This is a genomic window from Gardnerella sp. c11Ua_71 (assembly GCF_055818025.1).
This window is the reverse complement of record NZ_JARFVR010000003.1, coordinates 26,467-52,095: the sequence shown is the minus strand read 5'-3', so window position 1 is coordinate 52,095 and position 25,629 is coordinate 26,467. Positions and strand designations below refer to the sequence as shown.

Below are 25,629 nucleotides of genomic sequence, written 5' to 3'. Positions count from 1 at the left end.
CACTACAAAAGTGCTCTCGCGCGCGACGCTTTAAAACTCAAAGCCACAAATCTATCTAAATGCAACTTTATAACGAGCAATAGCTGCAACAAATGTAAGTATAATGAACAGCGCAAAAGTATAAACAATGTTGCTTCCTGTTTGAAGCATAGATCCACCACGCTTTGAAACACCATTATCTACAACAGTTACTTCAGTCCATGCGATTTGTTTGCCACTCTCGTCTACAAGTAGAACAGTGTGTTTACCAGAGTATCCAGCTGGGAATATTGCATCGAATTGAGGCACGCCATTCACCATTCGTACAGTAACATACTTTGAACCGTCGGAGCCTTTAAGCAATCGCGGAGACGAGTAGATGTATGCGTAAGCATATGCAATACCTTCACGATTCAGACGTTCAATAAACTCGCCGTTTTGAATGCGAATGTTTACTTTGTTCACAACTCCAGCATTCGCAACATTATTGTCTCGTACTAGCAGAGTTCCTCTTAGCTCTGACTTAAGCTGCTGCACTGTTGCCGGTGCAGTAGGAGTTGGAGCAGCTGATGATGGCTTAGCAGGCGCAGATACAGCAGAATTTGAGGAAGATTCAGGTTTTGTTTTAGCTGGTTTAGACTGATCTGAATTTTCATGCACATTCTGCTTAGGTTTTGAATGAGTTTGATATTCAGAAGTAGAGTGAGACTCAGCATTAGGCTTAGATTCAATACTATTATTAGGTTCATGAGCAGGCGTATTAGACTTAGAGCCTTGCTGGGATGCAGAACCTGATTCGGAATTACTAGGAGCAGTACCCACATCTGGGACTAAAGTATGTGGAGCAGGATGATTTTCAGTATCAGAGTCTCCAGGAGTTTGCTCACGACCAGGCGTAGATGAATTTGGCTCATGAGTTCCAGGATGAGTTTCTCCAGGAGTTGGAGTTGGAACTGGCGCTGGCTGAGGAGCCGGATTCACAGGATTAGAACCAGGCTGAGGATGAGGGCCAGGCGCTGGAGCCGGATTTGGCACTACAGGACCAGGAACAGGTGGCTGAGGTGATGGAGTAACAGTACCAGGAGTTTGTTCATGCCCAGGAGTAGATGGATTCGGCTTCTGCGTACCAGGCTTAGATTCATCCTTCAACTTATTGATATCCAAAGGATTCATCTTATATTTGAGAACATCATCAACATTAATATTTGCAAAAGGATTGTCGTTCTTCTTTTCAGCATCCTTCACAAGTACTGAAGTCGAAAGAGCAGAAACCTTGTAATTTCCATTGTCATCTACAGATGCTTCAGGACACACTGACTCATCATTGCTGTTAGCTTTCCCATCAGCAATGCGCACGCGATACTTTCCTTTGCCAATATTCACAGTAAATTCACCACTATTAGCATTGAAAATAAACACATACGTTTTACCGTTGTTGTCAACACTAAATGCGTTAATACCATCGCTGCTCTTAATCCAATGCATATTATTGTTAACATCAGAATATTCAGAATCTCGTAAAGCTGGAATCTCGTTTCTTAGCTTTATCAACGCTTTGAAGTACTCGACAGCATCTTCATTCGTTTTAACTAGATCCCACTTAACGGAATTGTCACCGTCGCCAGCATTGTAACTATTAGCATTACCATTCTTGCTTCGTAAGAACTCTTGACCAAGCTCAAAGAATGGCATGCCATGCGCAAACATTACAAGCGAATTAGCAAGCATTACTCGCTTCTTAAGATTCTCTTCTGTCTCATTAGGCAAGGATTTCTTCAACTTATCGTAAAGATTAAGATTGTCGTGAGCTTCAACATATTGCACAGTCTGACCAGCATTCGCGTAGCGCCTACCAGTGCAGCTTGCGTTTCCAGGCTGGCAACCGTAAAGATTTTGCATTACAAGATTGTCGCTGCCTCTGTTTCCAGACACGAATCCAGCAACATCATCATCTCCTTGACCCTTTACAGCATCACGGAAGGAATCGTTAAAGAACGCAACGCCATTATTTTCAGCAAGCTTATACGCATTAGGCTGAATAGTGCGGTTTCCATAAGGCAATTGGCTCATATCCCAGCCTTCGCCAAGAATAATCGAGTTCGGGTCAATTGCATGAACAGCTTCACGCACTTCCTTAATGGTTTCAAGGTCAATCAATCCCATCAAATCAAAACGGAAGCCGTCAATACCGTACTCTTTAGCCCAATACTTTACAGAGTCAACAATATACTTTCGCATCATTTTGCGCTCTGAAGCAGTATCGTTTCCGCAACCAGATCTATTAGACAAGCTGCCGTCATCGTTGTAACGGAAGTAGTAGCCTGGCACAGTCTGTCCAAAAGCGTTCTTTTCTGCGTTATAAACATGGTTATAAACCACGTCCATAATCACGCGCAAACCAGCCTTATGTAGACCTTCAACCATTTGCTTTAGCTCAGTAATGCGCGTAGCAGGATTTGCTGAATCAGACGCATAGGAGCCTTCTGGAACGTTGTAGTTTATTGGATCATAGCCCCAGTTTTGATGAGGATTATCTTTGTCGTTCTTATCAACATAACTCAAATCTCCTGCTTCATTAACAGAACCAAAATCATACATTGGCATGATTTGCACATGAGTGATGCCGAGGGACTTCAAATAATCAAAGCCAGTTGGCTTGCCATCTTTTTTAGCACCAGATTGAATTACACCAAGATACTTTCCGCGCTTTGCAACATCTACGCCAGAACTTTCATGAATCGAAAAGTCGCGAATATTCATTTCTGCAATAGTCGCATCAGTTGGACGCTTTCCAAATGATGCCTTACGAGATACAGGTGTTGCCATATTGCCACCGAATACAACGGATCTCATTCCATTTCGCACAGCAGCTTTTGCATAAGGGTCTGGAGAATTATTAACAGTGCCATCTGCAAAATAAACCTTGTATGTATAAGCAGTGCCAGCTTTTGCATAACTCGTAGTAATACTCCACACGCCAAGCTTTCCATCTTCTGTGCCAAGAGTCATATCTTGCTTTTTATCTTCTTGCGCTTTTTCATCAGTTGACTTATAAGTTACTAACTCCACTTTTGCAGCAGTTGGCGCCCAAAGCTTGAAAGTCGTAGAATTACCATTTACAACAGCACCCAAGTCATCGCCTATGTACGCATACTTTTGATCAAACTCATCAGTGCGAACAATCTTAGAGCCTTTAACAGTTGAAGCAGAAACTGTCTTAGGCATTCCACCAACACCCTTAATGTTGATTTCATACATTTTCTTAAGATCTAATTCGTTCTTTGCAGTGATTACGATCCTATTATCCACAACAGCAACTTGTGAGATATCTATTGGTTTATGACTGTCTTTCTTTGAATCTGTAACATCAGTTACGGTAACGCTATCTTGTTTTACTTCCGAAGGGTCGCCGCTCACATTTACAGTAAATTCCTTAAAAGACGTAATATCAGCGCTAAAAGCATTGGCCTTAGTATTGATTACATTTGGGCCTAAGTAAACTCTACCATCGCCCTGCATAAGCCAGATTTCAGCGTTACCAGTGTTACCATCTTGGCTTAAAGTGATTGCCTTTGCAGGAATCGAACGATCGCCTTCACCTGGATCTTTAGCAACCCAATCGTTTCCTTGCATGGAATAGCGCACAATAAACTTCGGATCTTTTATGCCAGAATCATTGTGGAACGTATATTCTGCAATCTTTCCGAAATCATCCGATGCTATAAAATCTCGCTTTACGCCCTTCTCACTACCGTACCAAGTCCAAAGATTCCAACCAGCGTAATCCTTGTTTGTTCTGCGATAGTGAACAGTAACGTTTAACGTTTTAATGTTATTAAGCTTGTTAGAGACTTCAGATGGAGGTTCGGCAAAAGTATTCGAATCTCCTCCGTAAACCCAAGCTTCGCCAACACCATCTTCGATTTGCCAGATCTTACGATCTCCGCCGTCCTTCTTATCATCACTCCAACCATTTGATATGTCTTCAACGATAATAAATCCGACTTTCCCGCTCTCGTAAGTGCCATCAGCCTCAACTATGTAAGTCTTACCAAAAGCGTCTTGACCATTGAACTCATGCCAAGCACCATCTATTTCCTTACCTTGAGCATCTTTAAGACCCCAGATATAGACTCCCATATGGCGATTGTCACCAGATTTTTGCTTATAGTGAATAACAATCTTCGTCTTTAATGCAGAAGGCTTTGAAGATGTGTCCTCAACCTTGCAAGGAATGCTAGCAGATTCAGAACCTTTCAAATCGGCATCTACTACATAAGTTTTCGAACCAGCTTGAATTTCAAAGTTTGCTTCAGGCTGATTGTTATACCAATTACTTCCACCGTCATTAAATACAGCAGTAATTTGCTTGCCATTATTAGGAATTGTTCTTGCAAACCAATCATTGCAAACTTTGCGCATTGGCCTACCAGGAACTGCAGTCCAAGATCCATTGCCGATTTGATAATGAATATTTACAGAACTTGGATTACCTGCTTTATTTTTAGCATTAAAATAGACAGTTGTTGACTGGTCTTTAGCATCGTCAACATTGTATTTTGGATCAGATTCATCACGTGCTGGACCAGCTTTACTAGCGCTATCTGCTTTAGAATCCACATGCAAAGCAATTGCAGAATAAGGAGCAATAGTCGCAGCAACCTTGCCATCTGTAACTTTAACAGTCTTAGAGCAATTCCCCGCAGCATAAACGTTGCAATACTCACCATTTGGCAAATCAGTAGTATACAAAACTTTCTTTGCGTTTGGAGTATTGTTAATTGCTAAGAAGCCCTTGCCTGCGCGGCTAAATGCAATGTTATTATTGTCACTCTCCTGCCAATTAGTGACTTGAGCACCATTTACAGCATTAAAGAAGCCAACCATTCCACGAATCGAAGTCCAACGCTGAGTGCACTGCCAACCAGTTATTGGAGAACAATCTACATCTTCAACTTTATCTTCAGTCGCTCCAGGCGCACCATCATCCTTATGACCATTCTCAAACCTATACCCCGAGTAAATGTTTGGGTTTCCATATGGGTAGCCAAGCATAAACGCGTTTGCAAGCTCGTAGCGAGGACCATCCTTATAGGTAAGCGTGCGCACATAATTTTCGCGAGGAGTATCCCAATTAGTAACAAAAATCGAAGCTTTATCACTTGGAACAAGTCCATTAGTAATATTCTTTAGATTCGAAATTGAACCATAAAAATTGCTCTTTAATCGGTAGGAATACTGGAATTCGTTGACTTCACCTTCCTTTAAATGCTGATCTGGCTGTATTTCTTTAGCTTCAGAAGGATCACCAATCGTCTCCTGCATCCACCAAATCTTGTCAGGCGTAGTGTGCGCAGCATCAGCAGCAGCTTTCTTAATCGCAGCCATATCTGTTGGAGAAATATGCTTTACTGCATCGATACGGAAGCCAGCAACACCAAGCTTGAGCAAATGAGCAAAGTACTTACCTAAAGTCTCTCGCACATGCTGCTTTGACGTATCCAAATCAAGCAAGCCAACAAGCCTGCGATTCCACACTTCCTCCGCATTGTTATAGTGCTCAATATTCCTAGCATCTTGATGGAAATCATCCTTCTTATATCCAGCATCTGGGAAATATTCTTTAGCAGCGCTATATTGGCTCCCACCAACACCCTCTGTATGAGTATCACCAGCACCAGTCATGTGATTAATAACAGCATCCGCAATAATTCCAACACCTGCAACTTTGCAAGTGTCAATCATGCTCTTAAACTCATTTTCAGTACCGAGTTTTGACTTTAATTTATAGCTCACAGGCTGGTAAGAAGTCCACCACTGAGTACCCTTTACATGCTCATTTGGAGGAGACACCTGCACATACTTAACACCCTCAGGACCATAAGTTGTTTTGCATTCTTGAGCAATACTCTTCCAATTCTGCTGGAATGCAGTAACAATAACGCCCTTACGGTTAAGAGTTAGATTGCTAGATTGAGGATTACTAGATTCACTACTAGACTCACTACTAGCGCTTGCATTGCCAACAACAGCAAAACCTGTTATTAACATTGCACTCGCTGCAATCATAGAAACTATTTTCGACGCAAGGTGGCGATGAGCGACCATCTGCATATCCTTTCCTCCGTTGGCACAAACATGCTTCTATATTGTTTTATTCCATGCAAAACATGAAAACTATAGGTGACACAACTATGTTTCACTTCTTATTACAACCAACTTTGGTTTACACATAAGATTGCTTATTTTGAACGCAAATCGCCATAAGCACATTGAATTTTTCGCAATTTTGCACGTAAGGAGCTATTGTAACACTTTTGCAATTTTTACAAAAGTCAAAAATACAACTGCGATATTAGTTGCACATGTAGTGCGAACCCGCACAAGCTTGTGTGCGAATCGACTTGCATGGGCGCTTTGACTGATCTTGAAATTGCATAACGCATTTCAAGCTCCTTCAAAGCGTGATTTGGCATGTAAAGTCCAGTGGACTTTACATGCCAAATCAGCCTAACGGCTACTAATAGCCGTTAGGAACAGCGCGGCTAATCCGCGCGAGCAACATTTCCGCATTTTGTTGTTGATTTTGCCGTTTTGAGCAACATTCTCGGGAAAAATCTCCCGACTTTGTAGCTCAACACGCCGATTTGAGCAACATTCTCGGGAAAATCGCTATTGCAGATTAGCCACACTCATGTCTACGCTAGCAATAGTAGCCGCTTGCATCTAGGCGAGCGTCTGGGTTTAGCAGCATAGCTTTTTCTGCTTCGTGACCATCGTAGCGAGTGCCATCCGGAAGGCGCGTGCCATCCTTCAGCAAGTGACGATTCTCAACAGGCTCGAACAAAGCAGATCGACCCATCATGCCTTCCTCAAATCGCCTCTGGCCCGCAGCCAAACGCGCATTCGCCTTGGTACGCCAATTCTTAAGCGCATCCGCACCAGCGCTAGCTGCCACAGCAGCCTCAAACGCACCAGGGTGAACTAATGCCACAAATCCGCTAACGTGACCGAAGCCGAGCGAAGTTGCGAGAGCAACCTTCACTGCACAAGAACCTGCACAATCGCCAATGCGCATCGGCTCACGCAACCAAACCATGTGGTCGTCGCGCGCAAGCTTAGGATCCACGCAGTCAAGTGATGCGTTTCCAGGGATTACGCCACTTCTAAACAGTTGTGTCAAACCGTTGATTTGGAAGATGCACGCACCACCCTTTGCATGTCCGGTCAGCGTCTTTTGGCTGATTACGAACAGTGGATTTCCGTCCGTGCGTCCGATTGCGTGCGCAAGAGTATTGTGCAGCTCGGATTCGTTCGGATCGTTTGCATTCGTAGAAGTATCGTGCTTAGAAACCACAGCAATATCGTCCGGAGTAACGCCGAGAGCTGCCAAATCACGCACGAGCTTAGACTTAGCTCCACCCATGCCCGCAGCCAAAGCACCCAAGCCCGGAGCAGGAATAGAAGTGTGAATGCCGTCAGCGTAGGAGTGAATGAAACCAACCACACCAGCAACAGGCAAGCCAAGCTTCAACGCAATATCGCCGCGCGTAACCAAAATCGTACCGCCGCCTTGAGCTTCAAGGAAGCCGCCGCGTCTGCGATCGTTTGCGCGAGAGAAGAATCGTGGATCGATGCCCTTCGCATACATTTCTTCGCTATTGGCAGTTGCGTTCATATTGCCGAAGCCAACTACGGATTCCACGCCGATATCGTCAATTGCGCCAGTTACTACGAAGTCAGCTTTGCCGAGAGCAATCTTGTCGACGCCTTCTTCGAGCGAAACCGCCGCAGTTGCGCATGCAGACACCGGCTGAACCATATTTCCGTAGCCGCCGATATAGGTTTGCATTACGTGAGCTGCAACAACGTTTGGAAGTGCCTCTTGTAATACGTCCGTAGGAATTTCGTGGTTAAGGAAGCGATCCAAATACAGTTTTCGCATTGAGCTCATGCCGCCGAAACCGGTTCCTTGCGTGGAAGCAACCATTGACGGATGCACAGATTGCAAAATCTCCGAAGGCGTGAAACCAGCAGAAATATAAGCGTCTACAGTTGTGACAATATTCCACAGCGCAATCGTGTCAACACTTCCAACCATTGAAGCTGGAATACCCCACTTCAGCGGATCGAAGCCCTTAGGGAATTGTCCACCGACGGTTCTGGTCATTGCAGCCCTACGCGGCACGCGAATCATAGAACCTGCCTTGCGCGTAACAGTCCATTCGCCAGATTCTGCATCGCGAGCAATCTCAGTGTGCGATTCGTCAAGCGCCACGTATTCGCGCGCAATTGTTTCTGTTGGAACGCTGAAACTCACGTCGTGATCGAGGAAGATTTCTGCTTCTTCTTCGTTCGCTCCATCCTTGTAGTCGCCGCCCATGCCGGTTTCGAATGGTCGAATACCGGAGCGCGCCACTACTTCATCGCGATATTTCTCTGCAATATCTTCTTCTGGAACAAGCGTGCCGTCCGCATCATACCAGCCTGGCTTTGGTGAATCCTGCCAAGTAAGCAAGCCCATATTCCAAGCCAATTCCAGTACTGCTCCTGCAGAAAGCTCCACGGATCCATCTTCGCGAATTCCAAGTTCTGCTTCGAAACGAGTACGTCCAGAACCCCATGGTCCAAGTTCGCCGACTGAGACGATTACAATTTCGTCTTCTGGACGCGCTGTTACGTTCTTCCAATCAGCCAAGTTGACTCGCGGCTGAGTTGGCACGTAAGGCGTTGGAAGTGCTTTGTTGGTTGATTTAGCAGTTGATTTAACAGAAGATTCTGCAGCTTCTTCTGCAGCTTCCGCAGCTTCAGCACGCTTCTGATCTTCCAGTGCTTCTGCACGAAGAGCATTCAAATCAAGAGGCTCCTTGCCTAATCCGCCCGTAAAATCAACATCCAAAGGCGCAATTGCTGCCTGCTCTCGCGCTTCCTTCGTGCACAAATCGAGCAAACGATCTGCCATTTCTTGCGTAGAGTAGGTAGTTAATCCGTGACGCTCAACTACAGCCACAAGCGGATCATTTCCGCCCATTAAGCCGGTTCCACGCACCCATCCAATCTTAGGATGCGCGAAAGTCACGCGATCCGACCACACGCTTTCCGCATGCGCACGGTTCACAATAGCGTCAAAAGCGCTCTTGACTTCGCCGTAGGCACCATCGCCGCCGAACATACCGCGGTTTGGAGAGCCAGGCAACACAACGTGCATACGATGTTGTACATCCGTATCTGCTCCAATTTGTGCAAATCCGGCGATTGCACGCTCCACACCCCACAGCATCAAGCGCGATTGCGATTCAAAAAGCGAACCAGAATCAGCCAAAGTACCGTGAACTGGTGGAGCTGCAAACGGGAAGAACATGCTCGGCTCGTAAGCAGGCTTCAAAATAGTAGTAGTTGCGCCGCTAACTTTCTTCGAAACTGTGCCAACCCACTTTACAAGCGCATCGACATCGCGATAACTAGACAAGTTTGCTGGCACAAGCCACAACTTTGCGCCCATTTGAGCGTTTTCGCGATACGCTTTCTTTGCCCAAGACTTAACGCTCGGCTTGAAACTGTGCGAAGTTGCAATAACCGTAGCTCCACCCTTAAGCAAGCCCATTACTACGCGAGCAGCAATCGAGTTAGGAGCAACGCCTGTAACTACTGCAACTTCTCCTGCAAAACGAGTTGCTTGAGCAGTATCGACGTTGTTTTGCGCAAGTTTAGTGCGAGAATCGCGAGCAATACCATTAAATACTGTTGCAAGATTGTTTAATTCGCGAGATTTAGAAAGACTTGCAAACCACTCAGCTTCCGAAGCTACTGCTTCCCCTGCACCAAGGAAACTACCAAAATCATTTAAGATTTCAGAAACTTCATTTACCTGAATATCAACATTCTTTCCAGCATACTTGTAGTACAAGCGAGCAACGTCTTCGCGAGCCGAAGCCCAGCGGTCGTCGAAAAGAATTGCCTTTCGCTCATCAAATCGAGGAGCCACCTGCTTTGGCCAATCTGCACCAAGCTCAGCTTCAACAGCAGATACAACAGCAGCATTTTCGTCACTTTCAGTTTCTGCTTTAGGAGCCTCAACACCAAGCTTTGCTAGCACAAACTTAGCAGTTGCAGCAAGTATGCCATCTGCGCCAACAACCTGCTGAGCGAAAGCGTCAAGAGCTGCAGAATCAACAACAGCACCGCCGGCTGCGCCAGCAGCACCAGGCTGAGAAACGCTAACGCCGTGAGCTTGAGCAACTTGTGCAATTGCTGCGTCGATTAAAGCGTCAGCTGCAGCAGTATTCTTTGCAGGATCAGTTGAAAGTTGCGCAAGATTTTCACCGCGCACGCTAGCACCTTCACGCGTTTGCAAAACCAAAGCCGCAAGAACGTGCGCACGCCAGCCTTCTCCAAGTTGCCAGACTTCAGAGATTCGCTTGTCAATTTGCGCTGGTTTCACACCGGCTGCACCGAAAAGCGCACGCAAACGTTCGCGCACAATATCGGAAAGCACGGCACCAAAAGCTTTATAGCGAGGAGCAACCGAATCAACTAACTTTTTAAGCGCACTCATTGGAGCTTCTGCAGCACCGTCCACGCTTGCCACGCCAAGCTCGGAACTAATATCCATAAGAAGCTGGTTTCTGCGCGAAGATACGCCATTTGTAAGCGTATCAGTTGTATCAGTGTCGCCGATTTGGTCAAGACGGATTTTTGCACTATACGCAATAAGCATTGAGATTGCGTCGGATGCTTTGAATGGCAAGTCTGCTACAGGTCCGCTTGCGGCTGCATTAGCTGCAGGAGCAGCAGAGACAACATTTGCTGCAGGAGCTGCAGGAGCAGTAGTCGCATCAGCAGTGCTACTTGCTTCTTGACTATCTTCCTCAGTAAACACTTCAGGCACAAGCGAATCAGTGTCAGTCATATAAACGCGACCTTCGTCACGACCAACGTTGTAAACAGTCACTTTTTCGCCACTAAACTCCGGCAAAGCAAGAGTTTTAGCACCAAGATTTGCCAAAGTTGGCGCGTTTCCTAAACCAACTTCAACGTACTCTTCAACGCCAAGACCACCGCGAGCGCGATCGGCAAACATAAGAGCCTGCGTTTCAATCCAACGAACTGGAGAAGCGAACTGCCATGAAAGAAGCTCCGTAAGAAGCAATCTACCGAGCTTCTGCTCATCCTCTGCATAAGATTTCCACGTAGTTTCATCTTCCAAAGCTGCTTCAATGCGCTCAGATGGCACAACATCCAAAATCTTTTGCGCAAATTCTCGCGTAAGCTCAAACGGGCAAGCCACGAGGTTTGGAATGTAACGGCCTACAAGCACAGAGTAATCAATATGCTTCGGCAGCAGCGAATCGAGCTTGTCGCGGAATTCTGGCACACCCTTTCGAAGAATTCGAGAGTGGAACGGCACGTCAATTCCTGGAACAAGCATAAATGGAGGCTTACCGCCATACTCTTTAGCCCTCTTGGCAGAATCTTGAGCCAAAGCTTTCAAACCTTTTATTGTGCCTGCTATTGCGTATTGTTGACCTGCCAAATTGTAGTTTACGATTTGCAAGAATTCGCCAGTTTGCTTAGAGATTCCTTCAACGTACGCGTTTACACCATCATCGTCCACACCGAACTGGTTTGGACGCAAAGCGCCCATTCGATAGTTGGATCGTCCTTGCGCATCTCGCTCAATCAAGTGATGCATTGTAGATCCGCGGTGGAATACGAGTTCCAACACGGTTTCTAGCGGAATAATTTGAGCGAAAGAGCTTAGCGCATTGTATTCGCCAAGCGAATGACCAGCAAAATACGCAGGCCAAATATCGCATCCTGCTTCTCTTAAACGCGCGGTTTGCGCAAAAGCAACAGTAGCGAGCGCAACTTGAGTAAATTGCGTTAAGTTGAGCAAGCCTTCTGGATGACGATATGTTACGCCATTTGCTGTTAATTCCTTAGGATTATCTCGCACTACAGCAAGAATTGAGAATCCTAGTTTTTCGCGAGTGAGTTTGTCTGCGCGCTCCCAAGTTTCGCGCACAGCTGGCGATTTGGCGCGCTCATCCAATGACATTCCTTGTTTTTGAATACCTTGACCTGGGTATACGAATGCTGCACGTGGAGCGCGAGTAAGTGCGCTTGCTTTAGACACGATTTGCCCATCAACTCTGCACGTAACTTCCAAAGCAAGTCCGCCGCGACGAACTTTTCCAACGCGTTCAACTGTGATTTCTACTTCGTCATCAAGCTGCACCATGCCGTACATGTTGTACGTCCAGCCAACAAGATCATAGCGTGCGCCTTTTTCATCCAATGCTTGAGCAACATGCTGAGCTGCTGCTGAAAGCCACATGCCGTGTACTAGAGGTGCGGAAAGTCCAGAGATTGCGGCTCCTCTTTTGGATGTGTGTATTGGGTTAAAGTCACCTGATGTGCGCGCAAAAGCTGTCATGTCTTTAGGTGCGCGAATTACGACGCGTCTAAGCGCTCTTCTAGGCGTGTTGTCTACGCTAAATCCGTGTAATTCTGCCGCATCTCCGTATTCTGGAGCAGACTTTGGTAGTGCTGCACTGTAGCTTCGCCCACGAATCGCGAATCGTTCTGTTTCGTGCGCGATTTTTGTTCCGTCTTGCGCATTGTGAATTATGTGTATTGTCACTACTCGCCCAGAAGCTGATTCGGCGTAATCTTCTGCCCAACCAGTGAGGTTTATGCGTGTTCCAACATATTTTTGCAGGTCGTCTGTAGATAAATCTAGTTCTATTAGGTGGTCTAAATGTACTGCGTTGAGTAGTCCTTCAATTACTGGGTATCCGTCTACCATTACGGATCCTAGTGCTGAGTATATTGTTGGCCATGCTGGACCTACTAGCGCGTCTGGCACGATTCTTGATGCTTGCAAACCTTCTGGCAGGCGTCCAGCTGTAGCAGATTCGTGGTCGATTCCTAGGTTTCTAGAAAGCGTGTATGCTGATTTAACCACGCCAAATGGTATTTCGCAGGCTGTTTCACATGTTGTTTCACAGGCTGATTTGTTAGCTTTTCCACAAGCTATTTCTTTTTTAACTTGCTCGCACGCTTCTTGGCTTGCGTCTACTTTTGGCATTTCACTTAAAACATCTCCAGTAATCGCAGTATTTCCAATGCCTGCGGTTGCTGCCAACATGTTATAAACGTGTTTTGGTAGTCGCTCGCGGTCGACTACTGGTATGCTTCCAGCACGCTTTGCATCTACAATAAGCGGAATTACGATATCTCTAACAGCATGATTTTTGCCGCTGTTCTTTACGCTATTTTTACCACTATTTTCATTGTCGACTTCGTGCTCATCCCAGAACGTGTCTAGTTTAATGTCTAGATCAAGCTTAATTACGCTATTTTCTTCACTTATTACGGTTATAACATAGTTTTCACTATTATTTTGCGTCTTATAAGCAGGATTATTGGTTACGTGACCAATCCAAGAAATATTCGGACATGAGCGCACATATTCTTCAACATTTTGCGCACAGTCTATTTGGCTAAACGCGTTTTGATTAAAGCCCAGAGGCAAGTCGCCAGCAACCGAACGATTTATAACCGCAGCCTCAAATCTTCCTAAAATATCCGCGATTGGTTCATCCATTGTGGTTATGCCTGCAACAGAAATAGGTCCTGGAATTACTCGCACAGCATCCGCAGAATATCGCGAATCTTCCGACTGCCAAAGCTGATCCTGACCCCACCAGCGAAGAAGATCATTGTCAATTACTGGCACAAATGGCATTGGCTTAGGATATTCACGCACCAAGGTTGGGAACCACGCAGCATCCATTGGAACAACGTTCATCGTGCTCGCATTAGGAAAAACTTGCACAAGAGAATCGAGAGCAGACTGAGGATTTTCAGCAACCTGCTTAATATCTGGCAAAATCGAAGTAAATTCGCCAGAATCTTGGCTTATTAAACGCGCTTCAATTCTCTGCAACAAATGCAGGTAGCGATCCGCGTAAGTAGGATCTGCCCAAGGATAGCTTAAATCAAGGAATCGCTGCGCAAACTGGGTATATGTCATATTTTCAACATCGCCAAAATATGGCTTTGCTGTAGAGTTAAGCGCGCGAATCACTTCATCTCTGCGGCTAGAAAGCTCTTCTGGATGCTTCATCATATGAACAAGAAGACGACCACAGCGCGCGGACGCATTCTCAATCTCGTAAATATCCGCGTGCAAATGGCTTAATCCGCTTGTTACTCCGCCAACAACCTTTCCAGAAGGTACCCAGCGCTCTCCAATCGGAGCAAACGGATCTTCACTCGCGCCAAGACCTTCCACACACGCATCATTTGCTTCTGTGATTCCAGGCGTTTCCACCAACATGCGCTTAACTTGCGCGCTTGTGTGCGCTTCCTTTGCCGTCATTGCTGCAGTGCCAATCATCACAGCATCTACAGGCATATTTGGCAAGTCGTACTTATTGGACCATTCGCCACTAATGTAATCGGCAGCGCGCGAAGGGGTGCCGATTCCGCCACCTGCTACAAGCACCAAATTATTGCATTCGCGCACTTGAGCATAAGTGCTAATCAGCAAATCATCTAGCGACTCCCAAGAGTGGTGGCCACCTGCAGATCCGCCTTCTACTTGCGCAATAATTGTTGCTGGCTTAACAGCTTTTGCAATGCGAACTACTTGGCGAATCTGCTCTACTGTTCCTGGCTTAAAAGCAACATACGGGAATCCGTCGGCTTGAAGAGTTTCAACAAGTTCCTTCGCTTCGTCTAACTCTGGGATTCCTGCAGAAATTACTACGCCGTCGATTGGCGCTCCAGAAGCACGCTTTTTTGGAACTATACGTTTGCTGCCAAATTGCAAATTCCACAAATAGCGGTCCATAAACATGGCGTTGAATTCTACGGTTGCTCCTTCTTGCAATTGCTTGCTCAAAGAGTCCATGTGCCTGTCGAATACTTCTTCTGTTACTTGTCCACCGCCTGCAAGTTCTGCCCAATATCCTGCGTTGGCTGCGGCGGCTACAATTTCTGGGTCTACTGTGGTTGGAGTCATGCCGGCAAGAAGCACAGGAGCTTTGCCTGTTAGCTTGCTGAATTTTGTTACAACTTTCTTTCCAGCTGGAGTATCGATTACTCGCGGCGCAAAATCCTCCCAGCAGCCAGTACGTAATAATTCAGCTTCTGCAGCGCTAGTTGTGCTTGCTTTTGCGCGCGCGTTCATTGTCCCGACTTCTACTACGCCAGCTCCGCTTCCTTGTAGTAGCACGTTTGTTAGCTTGCCAAGCACTTCTCCTGGACCCATGTCTAGTACGTATAACTCTCGCGCATTCACGTTATTTAAAACTTTTGCTATTTGCTTCGCCCAATCTACTGGCTCTACTAGCACAGCGTTTGCAAGCTTTAGTGCAAGTTCAGCATCTAATCCTGCGTCCTTTGCCCAGGCTTCAACTTGCTCTACAGCAGGTTTCATGATTGGAGAATGGAATGGCACTGTAACATCTAAATACTCTGCAATTGGCGCAAAAACCGATCCGCCTCGTTCCTTCATTTCGCGCATTTTTTTGGAGCGCTGCGACTCTTTCTGTGCCTGATTTTGCACGGCTTCCATGTCTTCTGGATATCCTGATAGCACAATGTGATTTCGCGAGTTTTTAACTGCGATTGATATAACGCCTCTGGTTCTTTCTACTCGCTTAATCAAGGCTTTTGCCTGTTCAAACGTAACGCCTTTTAGCGATAGCATTGGTGTTTTTTCGCCGTTTCCACTGATTTCTAACATTCGCGCTTCGCGGTCTGCTGCTGCTCCGATTATGTATGCGATTGCTATAAGTTCAGCTATTTGGTTTTGCGCGTTTTGCCATGACCCTGCTTTTATACGAGCTTCTACTATTTTTGCGGCTATTATGCCTTGAGAGTGTCCAAGGCTTGCAATTGGCTTGTTTACTTCAAAGTTGTAGCCTAGGTTTGTTAAGTCTTTTACGCTTGCAAGCTGAGCAATTGTGATTCCTGGTACGCTTAATTGTGCGCTGGCTGTGTTGATTTTAGAATTTTCTAAAGCATCGAATACGTTTATGTCACTTCCAGCATTTGCTAATAACTGTGGATATATGTTTGATAGTAAAGTTTTTGCTAATTTGTTATATTCGCGTAATTCTTTATTTAATTCTGCATCGTTTTGTGTTTCTTTTAAGGCTTGCACCCATGGTGTGGATTGTCCTGCGAAGGTAAGAATGTGTGGTGTTTGTGCGAGCTGGTCAAATAAGTATGTTGTCATTTTATTTTCCTTTGTTCGTGGGTTTAAGTTTTATTTTTAAAATTTATTTGTGCTTTTTGGATTATTTGTGTTTTTTGGATTTATTTATCTTTGGTCGCTTTATGCGCGGTTGCTGGCGACTTTTGAGTGCTTTCCAAATCATTCCCAAATTATTCCCGAATTATTCCCAAATCACATTGGCTGGTTTCCATGATGCTTCCCCGTTCTCGAAACACGTTTTTTACTTCTTAAAATCTTCAAAGAATTAGCAATAACATCTCTTGTTTGCTCTGGATCTATCATTGCGTCAATCTGACCAGTTTCCAGCGAAAGATTCGCGTTTACAGTGGTATTTTCGTAATTCTCAACAAGCTTTTTTCTTAAAGCGTCAACATCTTGACCGCGCTCTTTTGCTTTTTGCAAATCCTTGCGATGAATAATGTTCACAGCTCCTTGAGCGCCCAAAACCGCTATCTGGCTAGTAGGCCAAGCGTAGTTAAAGTCTGCTCCCATAGACTTTGAGCCCATTACAATGTACGCTCCACCAAAAGCCTTGCGTAAAATCACAGTAACAAGCGGAACTTGCGCGTTTGCATACGCGTAAATCACTTTTGCACCTCTGCGAATAATTCCAGCATGTTCCTGATCTGATCCCGGCTTGTATCCAGGAGTGTCTACAAGAGTTACAACAGGAAGATTAAACGCGTCGCACAATCGCACAAATCGCGCTACTTTTTCGGAAGAATTAACGTCTAGAATTCCAGCATTGACTTTAGGCTGATTTGCCACTATTCCAACAGGATGACCTTCTATGCAAGCAAAACCAACTACTGCGGATGCCGCGTAAAGCTCTTGAACTTGCACAAATTCGCCATAATCTACGATTGCGCGAATAACGTCTAAAACGTCGTACGGCTGGCGATCATTGCTTGGAACAATAGTCGCAAGCTGCTTAGCGGTTTCTCTGTCTGCGCGCGTGGCAGCGTATGCGAATGTTGGCGGATTTTGATTGCAATTTTGCGGCAAATAAGCCAAGATTGTGCGCGCATAGTCAATGGCGTCTGCCTCGTCTTCGCCCAAATAGTGAGCAACGCCCGAAGTGGAGTTATGCACATATCCACCGCCTAAATCGTCCATGCTAATCGACTCGCCTGTGGCAGCCTTAACAACATCTGGACCAGTTACAAACATGTTGGAATGTTCGCGAGTCATGATTATAAAATCCGTAAGAGCAGGGCAATAAACTGCACCACCAGCGCAAGGTCCAAGAATTAGTGAGATTTGCGGAATTAAACCGCTTGCTTCACAAGTTTTTTTGAAGATTCTGCCATATTGCGTAAGCGCGTTAACGCCTTCTTGAATGCGAGCGCCACCCGAGTCGATTAGCGCAACAACTGGAACTCCAAGCTGCAACGCCATGTCTAGAAGATGACAAATTTTCTGACCTTCAGTGTGTCCAAGCGTGCCGCCACGAACGGAAAAATCCTGCGCATAAACTGCCACTTTTTTGCCGTACACTTCGCCAAAGCCAGTGATTACAGCACATCCTGCAATATCGTTATTTATGTCTCCACCGTTAAAGCGGCCGATCTCTTCAAACGTTCCCGTATCAAAAAGCAAATCCAAACGCTCTCTTGCTGTGGATTTTCCCTTTGCATGCTGGCGCTCTAAAGCATTCTGCTCGGCGTCTCTAGCAAGGCGAGCCGCGTGTTCTACGGCTGCTTTTCCACGCTGAGGCTGCGTATGCTGCGCATTTTGCATAGTTTGTGCGTCTTTACTAACTTGCGCAGCATCTTTATTAACATCTTTTGCAACTTGTGTAGCATCTTTAGTAAGCGCACTCATTTTGCACTACCGCCTTTAGTCACGTCAATTGTTACAAGCTTTTCGCCTGCTTCTACACCATCTCCAGGCCCCACAAAAATGCCAGTAACTACGCCAGCTGCAGGTGCATAAACGTAGTTTTCCATTTTCATAGATTCAAGAACAGCAAGTAAATCGCCTTTAGCTACGTTCTGACCTTCCGCAACGTTTACGCGTGTAATCACAGCTTGCATTGGAGCAGAAATCACGCCAGGAGCATCCTTTGGCGTTTCCGACTTGTGAGTATCTCCTCTTAATCCTCGTCCTCTAAGCGGCTGCGATGCGCGAACTGTGCTTCTAACTCGCGCAGAGCCAGTAAGATTGTCTACAATATCTTGCGGAATCGTAAGTTTTACGCGCTTATTGTCTACTTCTATTACAAAAGACTCCATTTTAGTTGGCTTATTTTGCGCGTCTTCACCAGACTTATTGGAATCCAAAGAAGCAGGCTGTCCGCCATTTGCCGCTGCAGCAGTGCGGTTCAAATACTTGCGTTCAAGCCATTTTGTAGAAATATCAAAATCGTGATCTTGCGCTGTAAAATCAGGATCGTTAAAAATTTGCTCAAAAAGCTTAGCAGGAGTAGGCACTCCCTCGATGCAAAGCTCCTTAAGCGCGCGTCTTACGCGAGCAATCGCCGCATCGCGATTTTGAGCCGTAACAATAAGCTTGCCCATCATGGAGTCGAATTTTGGAGACACACTATCTCCAACTTCTACTCCAGAATCCACACGGATTCCAGGTCCAGATGGCCACTCGATTTTTGTTAGTGTGCCTGCGCTAGGCGTAAGATTCGTTGCTGGGTCTTCCGAAGTGATTCTAAGTTCAAAGCTATGCCCGCGCGAAGGGTGATTTTGCGTAAGCTCACCGCCATCGGCAATCGTAAGCTGTTCGCGCACAAGATCTAGTCCGCTAACTTCCTCACTAACTGTGTGCTCCACTTGCAATCGTGGGTTCACTTCCAAGAAGTAAACTTTGTGTTGAGATGTCACCATATATTCGCACGTGCCCAAACCAACGTAGTCAACAGCTTCAAATAGGTTACGAGAATATCGGTGAAGCTGCGCGTTCTCGTCATCGGTAAGGAATGGCGCTGGTGCTTCCTCAACCAACTTTTGGTTTCGGCGCTGCACCGAGCAGTCGCGCGTGGAATATATGGTGAAGTTTCCATGCGAATCGCGGCCAACCTGCGTTTCCACGTGGCGCGCCTTGTCTATAAAACGCTCAATAAAGTACTCGTCAAGGTCGCCGCCTTGCAAAGCGTCGTGGTTCATGTAGAATCCGCGAAGCTCGTCATCGTTGTGCACAACGGTTATTCCTCGGCCACCGCCACCATCTGTGCGCTTCATCATAACCGGGTAGCCGTGTGTTTGCGCAAAAGTCAACAATTCTCGAATGTCTTTTACAGGCTCCGATATGCCTGGTACGGGCGGCACTTTAGCGCGAGTTGCCACGCGCCGAGCGGTTATCTTATCCCCTAAATCAATAAGAGCTTCTGGCTTCGGGCCAATCCACACAGCGCCAGCATCAATCACCTTTTGCGCAAAACTCGCTACTTCCGATAAAAATCCATAGCCAGGGTGTACAGCATCCGCTCCGCTTTTATGCAAAATGTCTATAATCGCGTCTTCATTTAAATAAGTGTCTCTATACGTGTCTCCAGAAAGCGCGTACGCTTCGCTTGACATCTCAACATACTGTGCTTGGCGGTCGGATGCCGCATAAATAGCTACAGTTTGTATTCCCATTTCTTGAGCAGTGCGAATCACTCTAAGCGCGATTTCGCCGCGATTTGCAACAAGTATTTTTTTGATATTCGTAACCATACGTTACAAGTTATAGGAAATTTGGCTTATAGTATCCGTGAATTTGAACAAAACATTATGCGATTTTTTGTAAACTTCTCCAACGCGCAGCTGGTGATTTTTGTCTAATCTTTGATTCAGCAACGAAAAACAATACGAAAGAAGGATATCGTGGCTAATTTTGAATCTAACTCTGGCGCAAACTCTGGCGCAAACTCTAGCGCAGTTGCATCTAAGGCTTTTGGCGTTAATCGTTTGGCTGTTCCATTTGCTAAGGCGTTTTTGTTTACTGTTCTTATTAGCGCTGCTACTATGGCTGGCGCATTGCCGATCCCTGGAACTCCTGTTCCTGTAACTTTGCAAACTTTGGTTTTGGCTTTGGCTGGTCTTACTTTGACTTGGCGCCAAGCCGTTAGCTCTGTGCTTATGTACCTTGCGATTGGTGCTGCTGGAATGCCAGTGTTTGCAGGCGGAAAGAGCGGCGTTGTGGCTTTTGCAGGTCCTAGCGTTGGATTCCTTGTTGGATTCGTGTTCGGTGTAGCTGTGATTGCGCTTGTAAAGTCTGCGCTCGAAGGCGTTGTTAATGCCGCTATGCCAGAGGATTCTGTTGCTAAGAAATTTGCACGATTTGGCGCGTATTTTGCCGCATCTGTTGTTGGTTCTCTTGTGATTTACGCATTTGGATTTGTAGGCCAATCGCTTATGATGCACTTGCCTGTTTGGGCAATCGCCGTTGCTTCTACTGGCTTTATTGTTGGCGATATTATTAAGGCTGCAATCGCTAGCGCCGCTTGCGCAGGATTGTATGGCGCGTTTAAGCGCAATCACAATGCGTGATTAATCGTAATGCGTTATGCGTTATGCGCTAATCGTAATGCGTTATGCGTAATGCGTAGCGCGCTATTCGTGATGCGTGATTCGTAACGCGCTAACTATCTAAGACCGCAGTCTCGTCGCTGCGGTCTTTTTTGTTCTAAACGCTAATCGCGCAATCCCTCCTCCCGCGTTTGTTCCCTTTTTAAGCAAATATGACTACAAACGCGGGCAAAAATAAACGATACTTAATACGACGCATACCCTAACTATTCATATGCTATAGGAAAATTCATCGATTTTGTAGAAACTAGATAATAGTACCTATTATGCTTTCTTGAACTATTTTATCTCAGGTACAGTTATACGTACAAATGCCAAAATAGATATTGTGCAATGAACAAAATATCTTTCAATATGCGTATTGCCAACTACTTCATATTTATTTCAAAACATGTAAGGCGCCACATTGCATATGCATGAAAGCGCCTTACAATTTGAAAATATATATAAAATGAAATCAGAATTTACCGACTAACACTCTCACTTACTGTCTGAATTGCTTTCAACGCAGATTCTACAGTAGCGTCTCCTGTATAGATTTTCTGCATTTGCACTGCAATTTCATCATTAATCTCCTGATAAGCTAACTTTCGCGCAAGTTTTGAACGAGCCTGACCTTCAGTGACAAGATCAATAGAAATCTTAGCCGATTGTGTCGCATCATCTGGAATTTTGACCTTCATGTCTTTATCTACTGGAGCGCCTTGCAAAGTGTTAATCCACTCCTGTTGTCCATCGCCAATAGTCATAAACTCAATGAATTTCATTGCAGCTTCCTTCTTTTTGGAGTCTTTGTTAACACACAAACCGAAGTCAACGCCAGTAGTGGAACCAGAATTTTTATTTCCTATTGCAGGAAATTCAATCATACCTAATTCATCTTTCTCAATTGCAGTTCCCTTAGTCTCTTCATTTGGTAAAACAGCAGAAACATGCCAAGAACCTGTAGGGAAAAATGCGGTTTTACGAGCATAGAAGTAATTATCACGAGCATCTGGATATGTGGATGTTCCTACAGCACCATCTTGGAACAATCCATCAGCTATCATCTTTTTCCAAGCCTTCATGGTTTTAACAAAAGTTTTGTCAGTGAAAGATTTCTTTCCAGCTGCTGCAGAATATATGTCACCCTCTCCATACTGATTTGACAGCCATACAAAAATGTCATCAAGATGCCACCCATCTTTAGCACCAAGAGCAAGAGGCATTAATCCTTTGGATGTAAGAATTTTATTTGTTTCCAAAAGTTCATTGTATGAATGAGGAACCTTAACACCATTCTCGTCAAGAAGAGTTTTATTGTATAAAATATACTCAGATCCAGACGTGATTGTAGGCATTGCAACCATTTTTCCGCTCATATTGGTTGTTTGTTCAACAGCTCCTTTAGAAACTTTAGAATCCCATTCTGGCATGTACTTGTTAGCGAGCTTTTTCATATCCGCAGCAAAACGACCATATTGTTCAACAGTAGACCCAGCCTGTACTCCGAATATATCTGGGCCATCGCCCCCTGCCATAGCTGTTTGTAGTTTTTTCTGATAATCAGACATTTCAGAGGTACGCCACCACTTGATTTTAATATTCGGATATTTCTTATTAAAAACAGAATAAATTCTCTTCCATTGAGCATCAGTAGGCTGCCATGTCCAAAATGTCAAAGTGATAGGCTTATCAGTTGTTCCTAACCCCTCATCAGATTTACTAGCAGAACTTGAACCGCATCCAGCAAAGAGTCCAATTGACATGGCAACTGCTCCTAAAGCTGCAATAATCTTATTCTTTTTAAACATAGTATTCTCCTTGTTTTATTAGCGTCTTTCATCAACGCAATAGTTTTCACTTCTTTGTGATATCTACTTAACCCTGACAAATTGCCAAGATTATAGTGCAATTTATTCAGTTTTTCACACTCCTTTCTCCACGTGTTCTACGGATTTATCAACTGAAATACCTAATGAGGTACGAGTATATCCAGTTATGGAAGCTTCACTAAGGGTAATATCTACTACTTTGTTTCCAATAAATGGCAAGCGCCAACTATGATTACGCACATGAACAAAAAGCATCCTATCAGAAGCAGCAAGGCGCACAGTCCTCAATACTCGTCCTCTAATATCTCTTCTTGCATCATCTTGCAAGTTCAATCTCGACGGTTCTTCACAAGCTATAATAGATTTTCCATCACGCAATAAATCAATACAATTCATACATACCACTAAGCTGTATTTGCCTATATTAATTACTGACTCCGAGCGATCATTAGTAAGCGCAAAGTCTATTACACAACGGTTACCATTAAGCAAATTGCGTAATCTCATTCGCGATGAAGTAACATTAAACGGTTCCACCTCATTGCTTGTAAGACGAAAACGATCGACAACATTAATCTCGTTCACAATATTGCATAGAGACTTTCCCCATAAATTAACATGATTTACAGCAGAGAAAGACGAAATTGCAGAATCATTATCTTTTACAATTACACCACAAAATCCTTGTTCTGAGCTAATATCACTTATCGTCGCTACATATCGACCATCAAGACGAGCTGCCAAAATTCCGTATTCACGTGATACAACTAGCTCATGCCAATAAGATAAATTTATGTCAGAAGGCAATATAGTATTTATCTGTCTAACTATTCCAGATACACTATCTATCACTTGCAAACAATGCAATCCAACATCAACCAGAACGTAAGTGTAATTATTGTTATCAAAATAACGAGGGATTAAGCCAAATCTAGATCCTAACGGACCATTACCACCCTTCACCCACAAACTAATAGTTAACGTTGAAGAAATAAGAGGAGAAATTGCCGAAAAACCATCACGATCATAAGAAGATATAGAAGGTTGTCCATCAATTTCCAGAACATGTGCAGAACCAGATATTATATTCCAATCCGATGGAATTCCATCAGTAAAATCAGTGCATACATCAGCAGATAAAGGAGCATCACATACGCAATTTGAAGGTCCAGTAGTATCGAGCAATCCCTCTGAATAGTATAGAGGATCTATACGCATAACACGTTTCTCAGTACCATCATGCAATTCATCTGAAGCATCACGACCATGATAAACCACCCAATCATCAACCCCATTTGGTGCTTTTACTATAGAGTTATGACCAGTACCTTCAACTTTATCAGAACGTATAATAAGTGGATCAAAATGACCATTATTACATTGCTTTACCCATGAAAGCTTGTCTATATGCCTATCAGAAGGAACCTTAGGTAATGTAGCAACTGAATACCCAACAAAATAATCTTCATGCTCATAAGCATTGGCAGAATAGGTGATAAAACCTTTGTCTCGGAAAGTAAAGTATGTAGCACCTTCTACAGTATGCCAATCTCTCCCATCTCCAAAACGATTACGAGCAAAAATTTCTTCATCCATTGTAGGTAAAATTAATGGCTTCGGAGATCCTTCTCGCTTGTATGGGCTTACCATTCTGTCAATCATCACAGAAGTACCAGGTCGTAAATTAGATAAACCACATGCCTGATTATCCGCATACAGCATGTATAACTGATTATCATCTCCAACAACAACCTGTGAATCAATAGCGAATGTATCAAATAGTTCAGCTTTCTTTTCAAATGGACCAAGAGGATTTTTACTTACAGCAACACGCATAATTTCTGTATGAGTATCATTTTCACACTGTGGCATATTTGAAAAATACATATAAAAAATACCATTAATCAAAATTACAGAAGGTGCCCAAAAATTCTTTCTATTATTTTCTGTGTAACAATAACCATGTGATACCCAACGAACCATGTCTGTAGATGTTGAAACTAAAACACCATTTTTGTCAGTAGCATAGCAATAGTACAAATTACGATATCGAATCACAAATGGATCAGGAGCAGTATGTTTTTCACCATCAGAATACTGAACTGGATTACTATAGTGTTTTTCAGTCAACAACATGTTTAAACAAAAATCGGAATTGCACTCATTATGTAATGCACTTGAATTCACATTATTGCTAACATCGACGCATCCTACGTTTAATGAACCCATAGTATTACTCCTATACATTTGCTTAGTTCTTTACTGCTCCAGCAGTAATACCAGACTGAAGCCATTTTTGACTAATCATGTAAACAATTACTGACGGTATTGTCATAAGAATCAATGCAGCATATTCTTGTGAAATCATCTCTGGAGTTTGACTTCTTGTTTCCATAAAATATGTTGATGCCAGAGTGACAGTGTACTTACTTTCATCTCGTATAAGTAACAGAGGAATTAAATACTCATTCCAGCTATATACAAATGTTAGAACTCCAGTAGTAGCTACCATAGGCGTGGAAATTGGTATAAGTATGCGTGAATAAATACTCCAAGTAGAACAACCATCTACTCTCGCGGCTTCAATGATTTCGTTAGGTATACAATCAAAATAATTTTTCCATAGCAAAAGCATTTGCAAAGCATTAAATGCAACAAGTGGAATAATCATACCAATATACGTATTGATCAGTCCAAAAGTTTTTATTGTGAAGAATAATGGCATTGTTACCGAAGCAATTGGAACAGCCATGCAAGCGAGCATTAATATATAAATAACTTTTCTTCCAGTGAATTTCATTTTTGAAAAAGCAAAACCCGCAAGCGATGTTATAAATACAACTATTACGACAGTAGATATAGATATGAGGAATGAATTAAATACTACTTTGAAATAATGTACATTTTCATTAGTTATTACTGACTCATAACTTTTAAAACCGTTGAAGTTAAGAGATTTAGATATTGCAGTAGCTATTGGAAAAAGCCAAATCAAAAGAAAGAATACAAGTACAACATACATAATAGCGGTCGTGCTTACTTTACGTTTCATTGTAATATC

The 25,629-nt window shown here is 44.1% G+C and carries 8 protein-coding genes; 1 reads left to right on the top strand and 7 read right to left on the bottom strand.

The features are described 5' to 3' along the window. Nucleotides 1–51 precede the first annotated feature (51 nt). The 4 genes from pulA to P0106_RS02880 all read right to left on the bottom strand — a co-directional run bounded on the left by pulA (nucleotide 52) and on the right by P0106_RS02880 (nucleotide 19,899). Entirely contained in the window at nucleotides 52–6,087 is a 6,036-nt protein-coding gene (gene pulA, locus P0106_RS02895) for a type I pullulanase (protein WP_473730457.1), read from the bottom strand. 595 nt (nucleotides 6,088–6,682) lie between these two features. After that, nucleotides 6,683–16,231 carry a fatty acid synthase subunit beta domain-containing protein gene (locus tag P0106_RS02890; protein WP_473730413.1) on the bottom strand — a complete coding sequence of 3,183 codons (9,549 nt, stop codon included), beginning with the start codon at nucleotides 16,229–16,231 and terminating at the stop codon, nucleotides 6,683–6,685. A 171-nt stretch (nucleotides 16,232–16,402) separates the two neighbouring features. Further along, nucleotides 16,403–18,055: an acyl-CoA carboxylase subunit beta gene (locus P0106_RS02885; RefSeq protein ID WP_473730412.1), complete on the bottom strand. Its 1,653-nt coding sequence runs from the start codon at nucleotides 18,053–18,055 to the stop codon at nucleotides 16,403–16,405. Further along, nucleotides 18,052–19,899 (bottom strand): ATP-binding protein, encoded by a 1,848-nt coding sequence (locus P0106_RS02880; protein ID WP_410309774.1) that lies wholly within the window; start codon nucleotides 19,897–19,899, stop codon nucleotides 18,052–18,054. Before P0106_RS02880 ends, P0106_RS02885 begins: the two co-directional genes overlap by 4 nt. A 150-nt stretch (nucleotides 19,900–20,049) precedes the next feature. Here P0106_RS02880 and P0106_RS02875 point away from each other — a divergent pair, with 150 nt between their 5' ends. Continuing rightward, nucleotides 20,050–20,715, top strand: a complete 666-nt coding sequence (locus tag P0106_RS02875) for a biotin transporter BioY (protein WP_473730411.1) — start codon at nucleotides 20,050–20,052, stop codon at nucleotides 20,713–20,715. 503 nt (nucleotides 20,716–21,218) lie between these two features. Here P0106_RS02875 and P0106_RS02870 read toward each other — a convergent pair. The 3 genes from P0106_RS02870 to P0106_RS02860 all read right to left on the bottom strand — a co-directional run bounded on the left by P0106_RS02870 (nucleotide 21,219) and on the right by P0106_RS02860 (nucleotide 25,590). Further along, the gene (locus tag P0106_RS02870; protein ID WP_064623451.1) at nucleotides 21,219–22,547 is read right to left on the bottom strand and encodes an ABC transporter substrate-binding protein; all 1,329 of its coding nucleotides are present in this window, start codon (nucleotides 22,545–22,547) and stop codon (nucleotides 21,219–21,221) included. A gap of 114 nt (nucleotides 22,548–22,661) precedes the next feature. Continuing rightward, entirely contained in the window at nucleotides 22,662–24,797 is a 2,136-nt protein-coding gene (locus tag P0106_RS02865; protein ID WP_473730410.1) for a glycoside hydrolase family 43 protein, read from the bottom strand. Between the two features lie 22 nt (nucleotides 24,798–24,819). Then, a complete protein-coding gene (locus P0106_RS02860) occupies nucleotides 24,820–25,590 on the bottom strand; it encodes a carbohydrate ABC transporter permease (RefSeq protein ID WP_225622792.1) in 771 nt (256 codons plus the stop codon). Between the last annotated feature and the right edge of the window lie 39 nt (nucleotides 25,591–25,629).

Bases quoted from the DNA above. Each gene is read 5' to 3' on its own strand.
- pulA (WP_473730457.1), bottom strand. From the start codon at position 6,087: ATGGTCGCTCATCGCCACCTTGCGTCGAAAATAGTTTCTATGATTGCA.
- P0106_RS02890 (WP_473730413.1), bottom strand. From the start codon at position 16,231: ATGACAACATACTTATTTGACCAGCTCGCACAAACACCACACATTCTT.
- P0106_RS02885 (WP_473730412.1), bottom strand. From the start codon at position 18,055: ATGAGTGCGCTTACTAAAGATGCTACACAAGTTGCAAAAGATGTTAAT.
- P0106_RS02880 (WP_410309774.1), bottom strand. From the start codon at position 19,899: ATGGTTACGAATATCAAAAAAATACTTGTTGCAAATCGCGGCGAAATC.
- P0106_RS02870 (WP_064623451.1), bottom strand. From the start codon at position 22,547: ATGTTTAAAAAGAATAAGATTATTGCAGCTTTAGGAGCAGTTGCCATG.
- P0106_RS02865 (WP_473730410.1), bottom strand. From the start codon at position 24,797: ATGGGTTCATTAAACGTAGGATGCGTCGATGTTAGCAATAATGTGAAT.
- P0106_RS02860 (WP_225622792.1), bottom strand. From the start codon at position 25,590: ATGTATGTTGTACTTGTATTCTTTCTTTTGATTTGGCTTTTTCCAATA.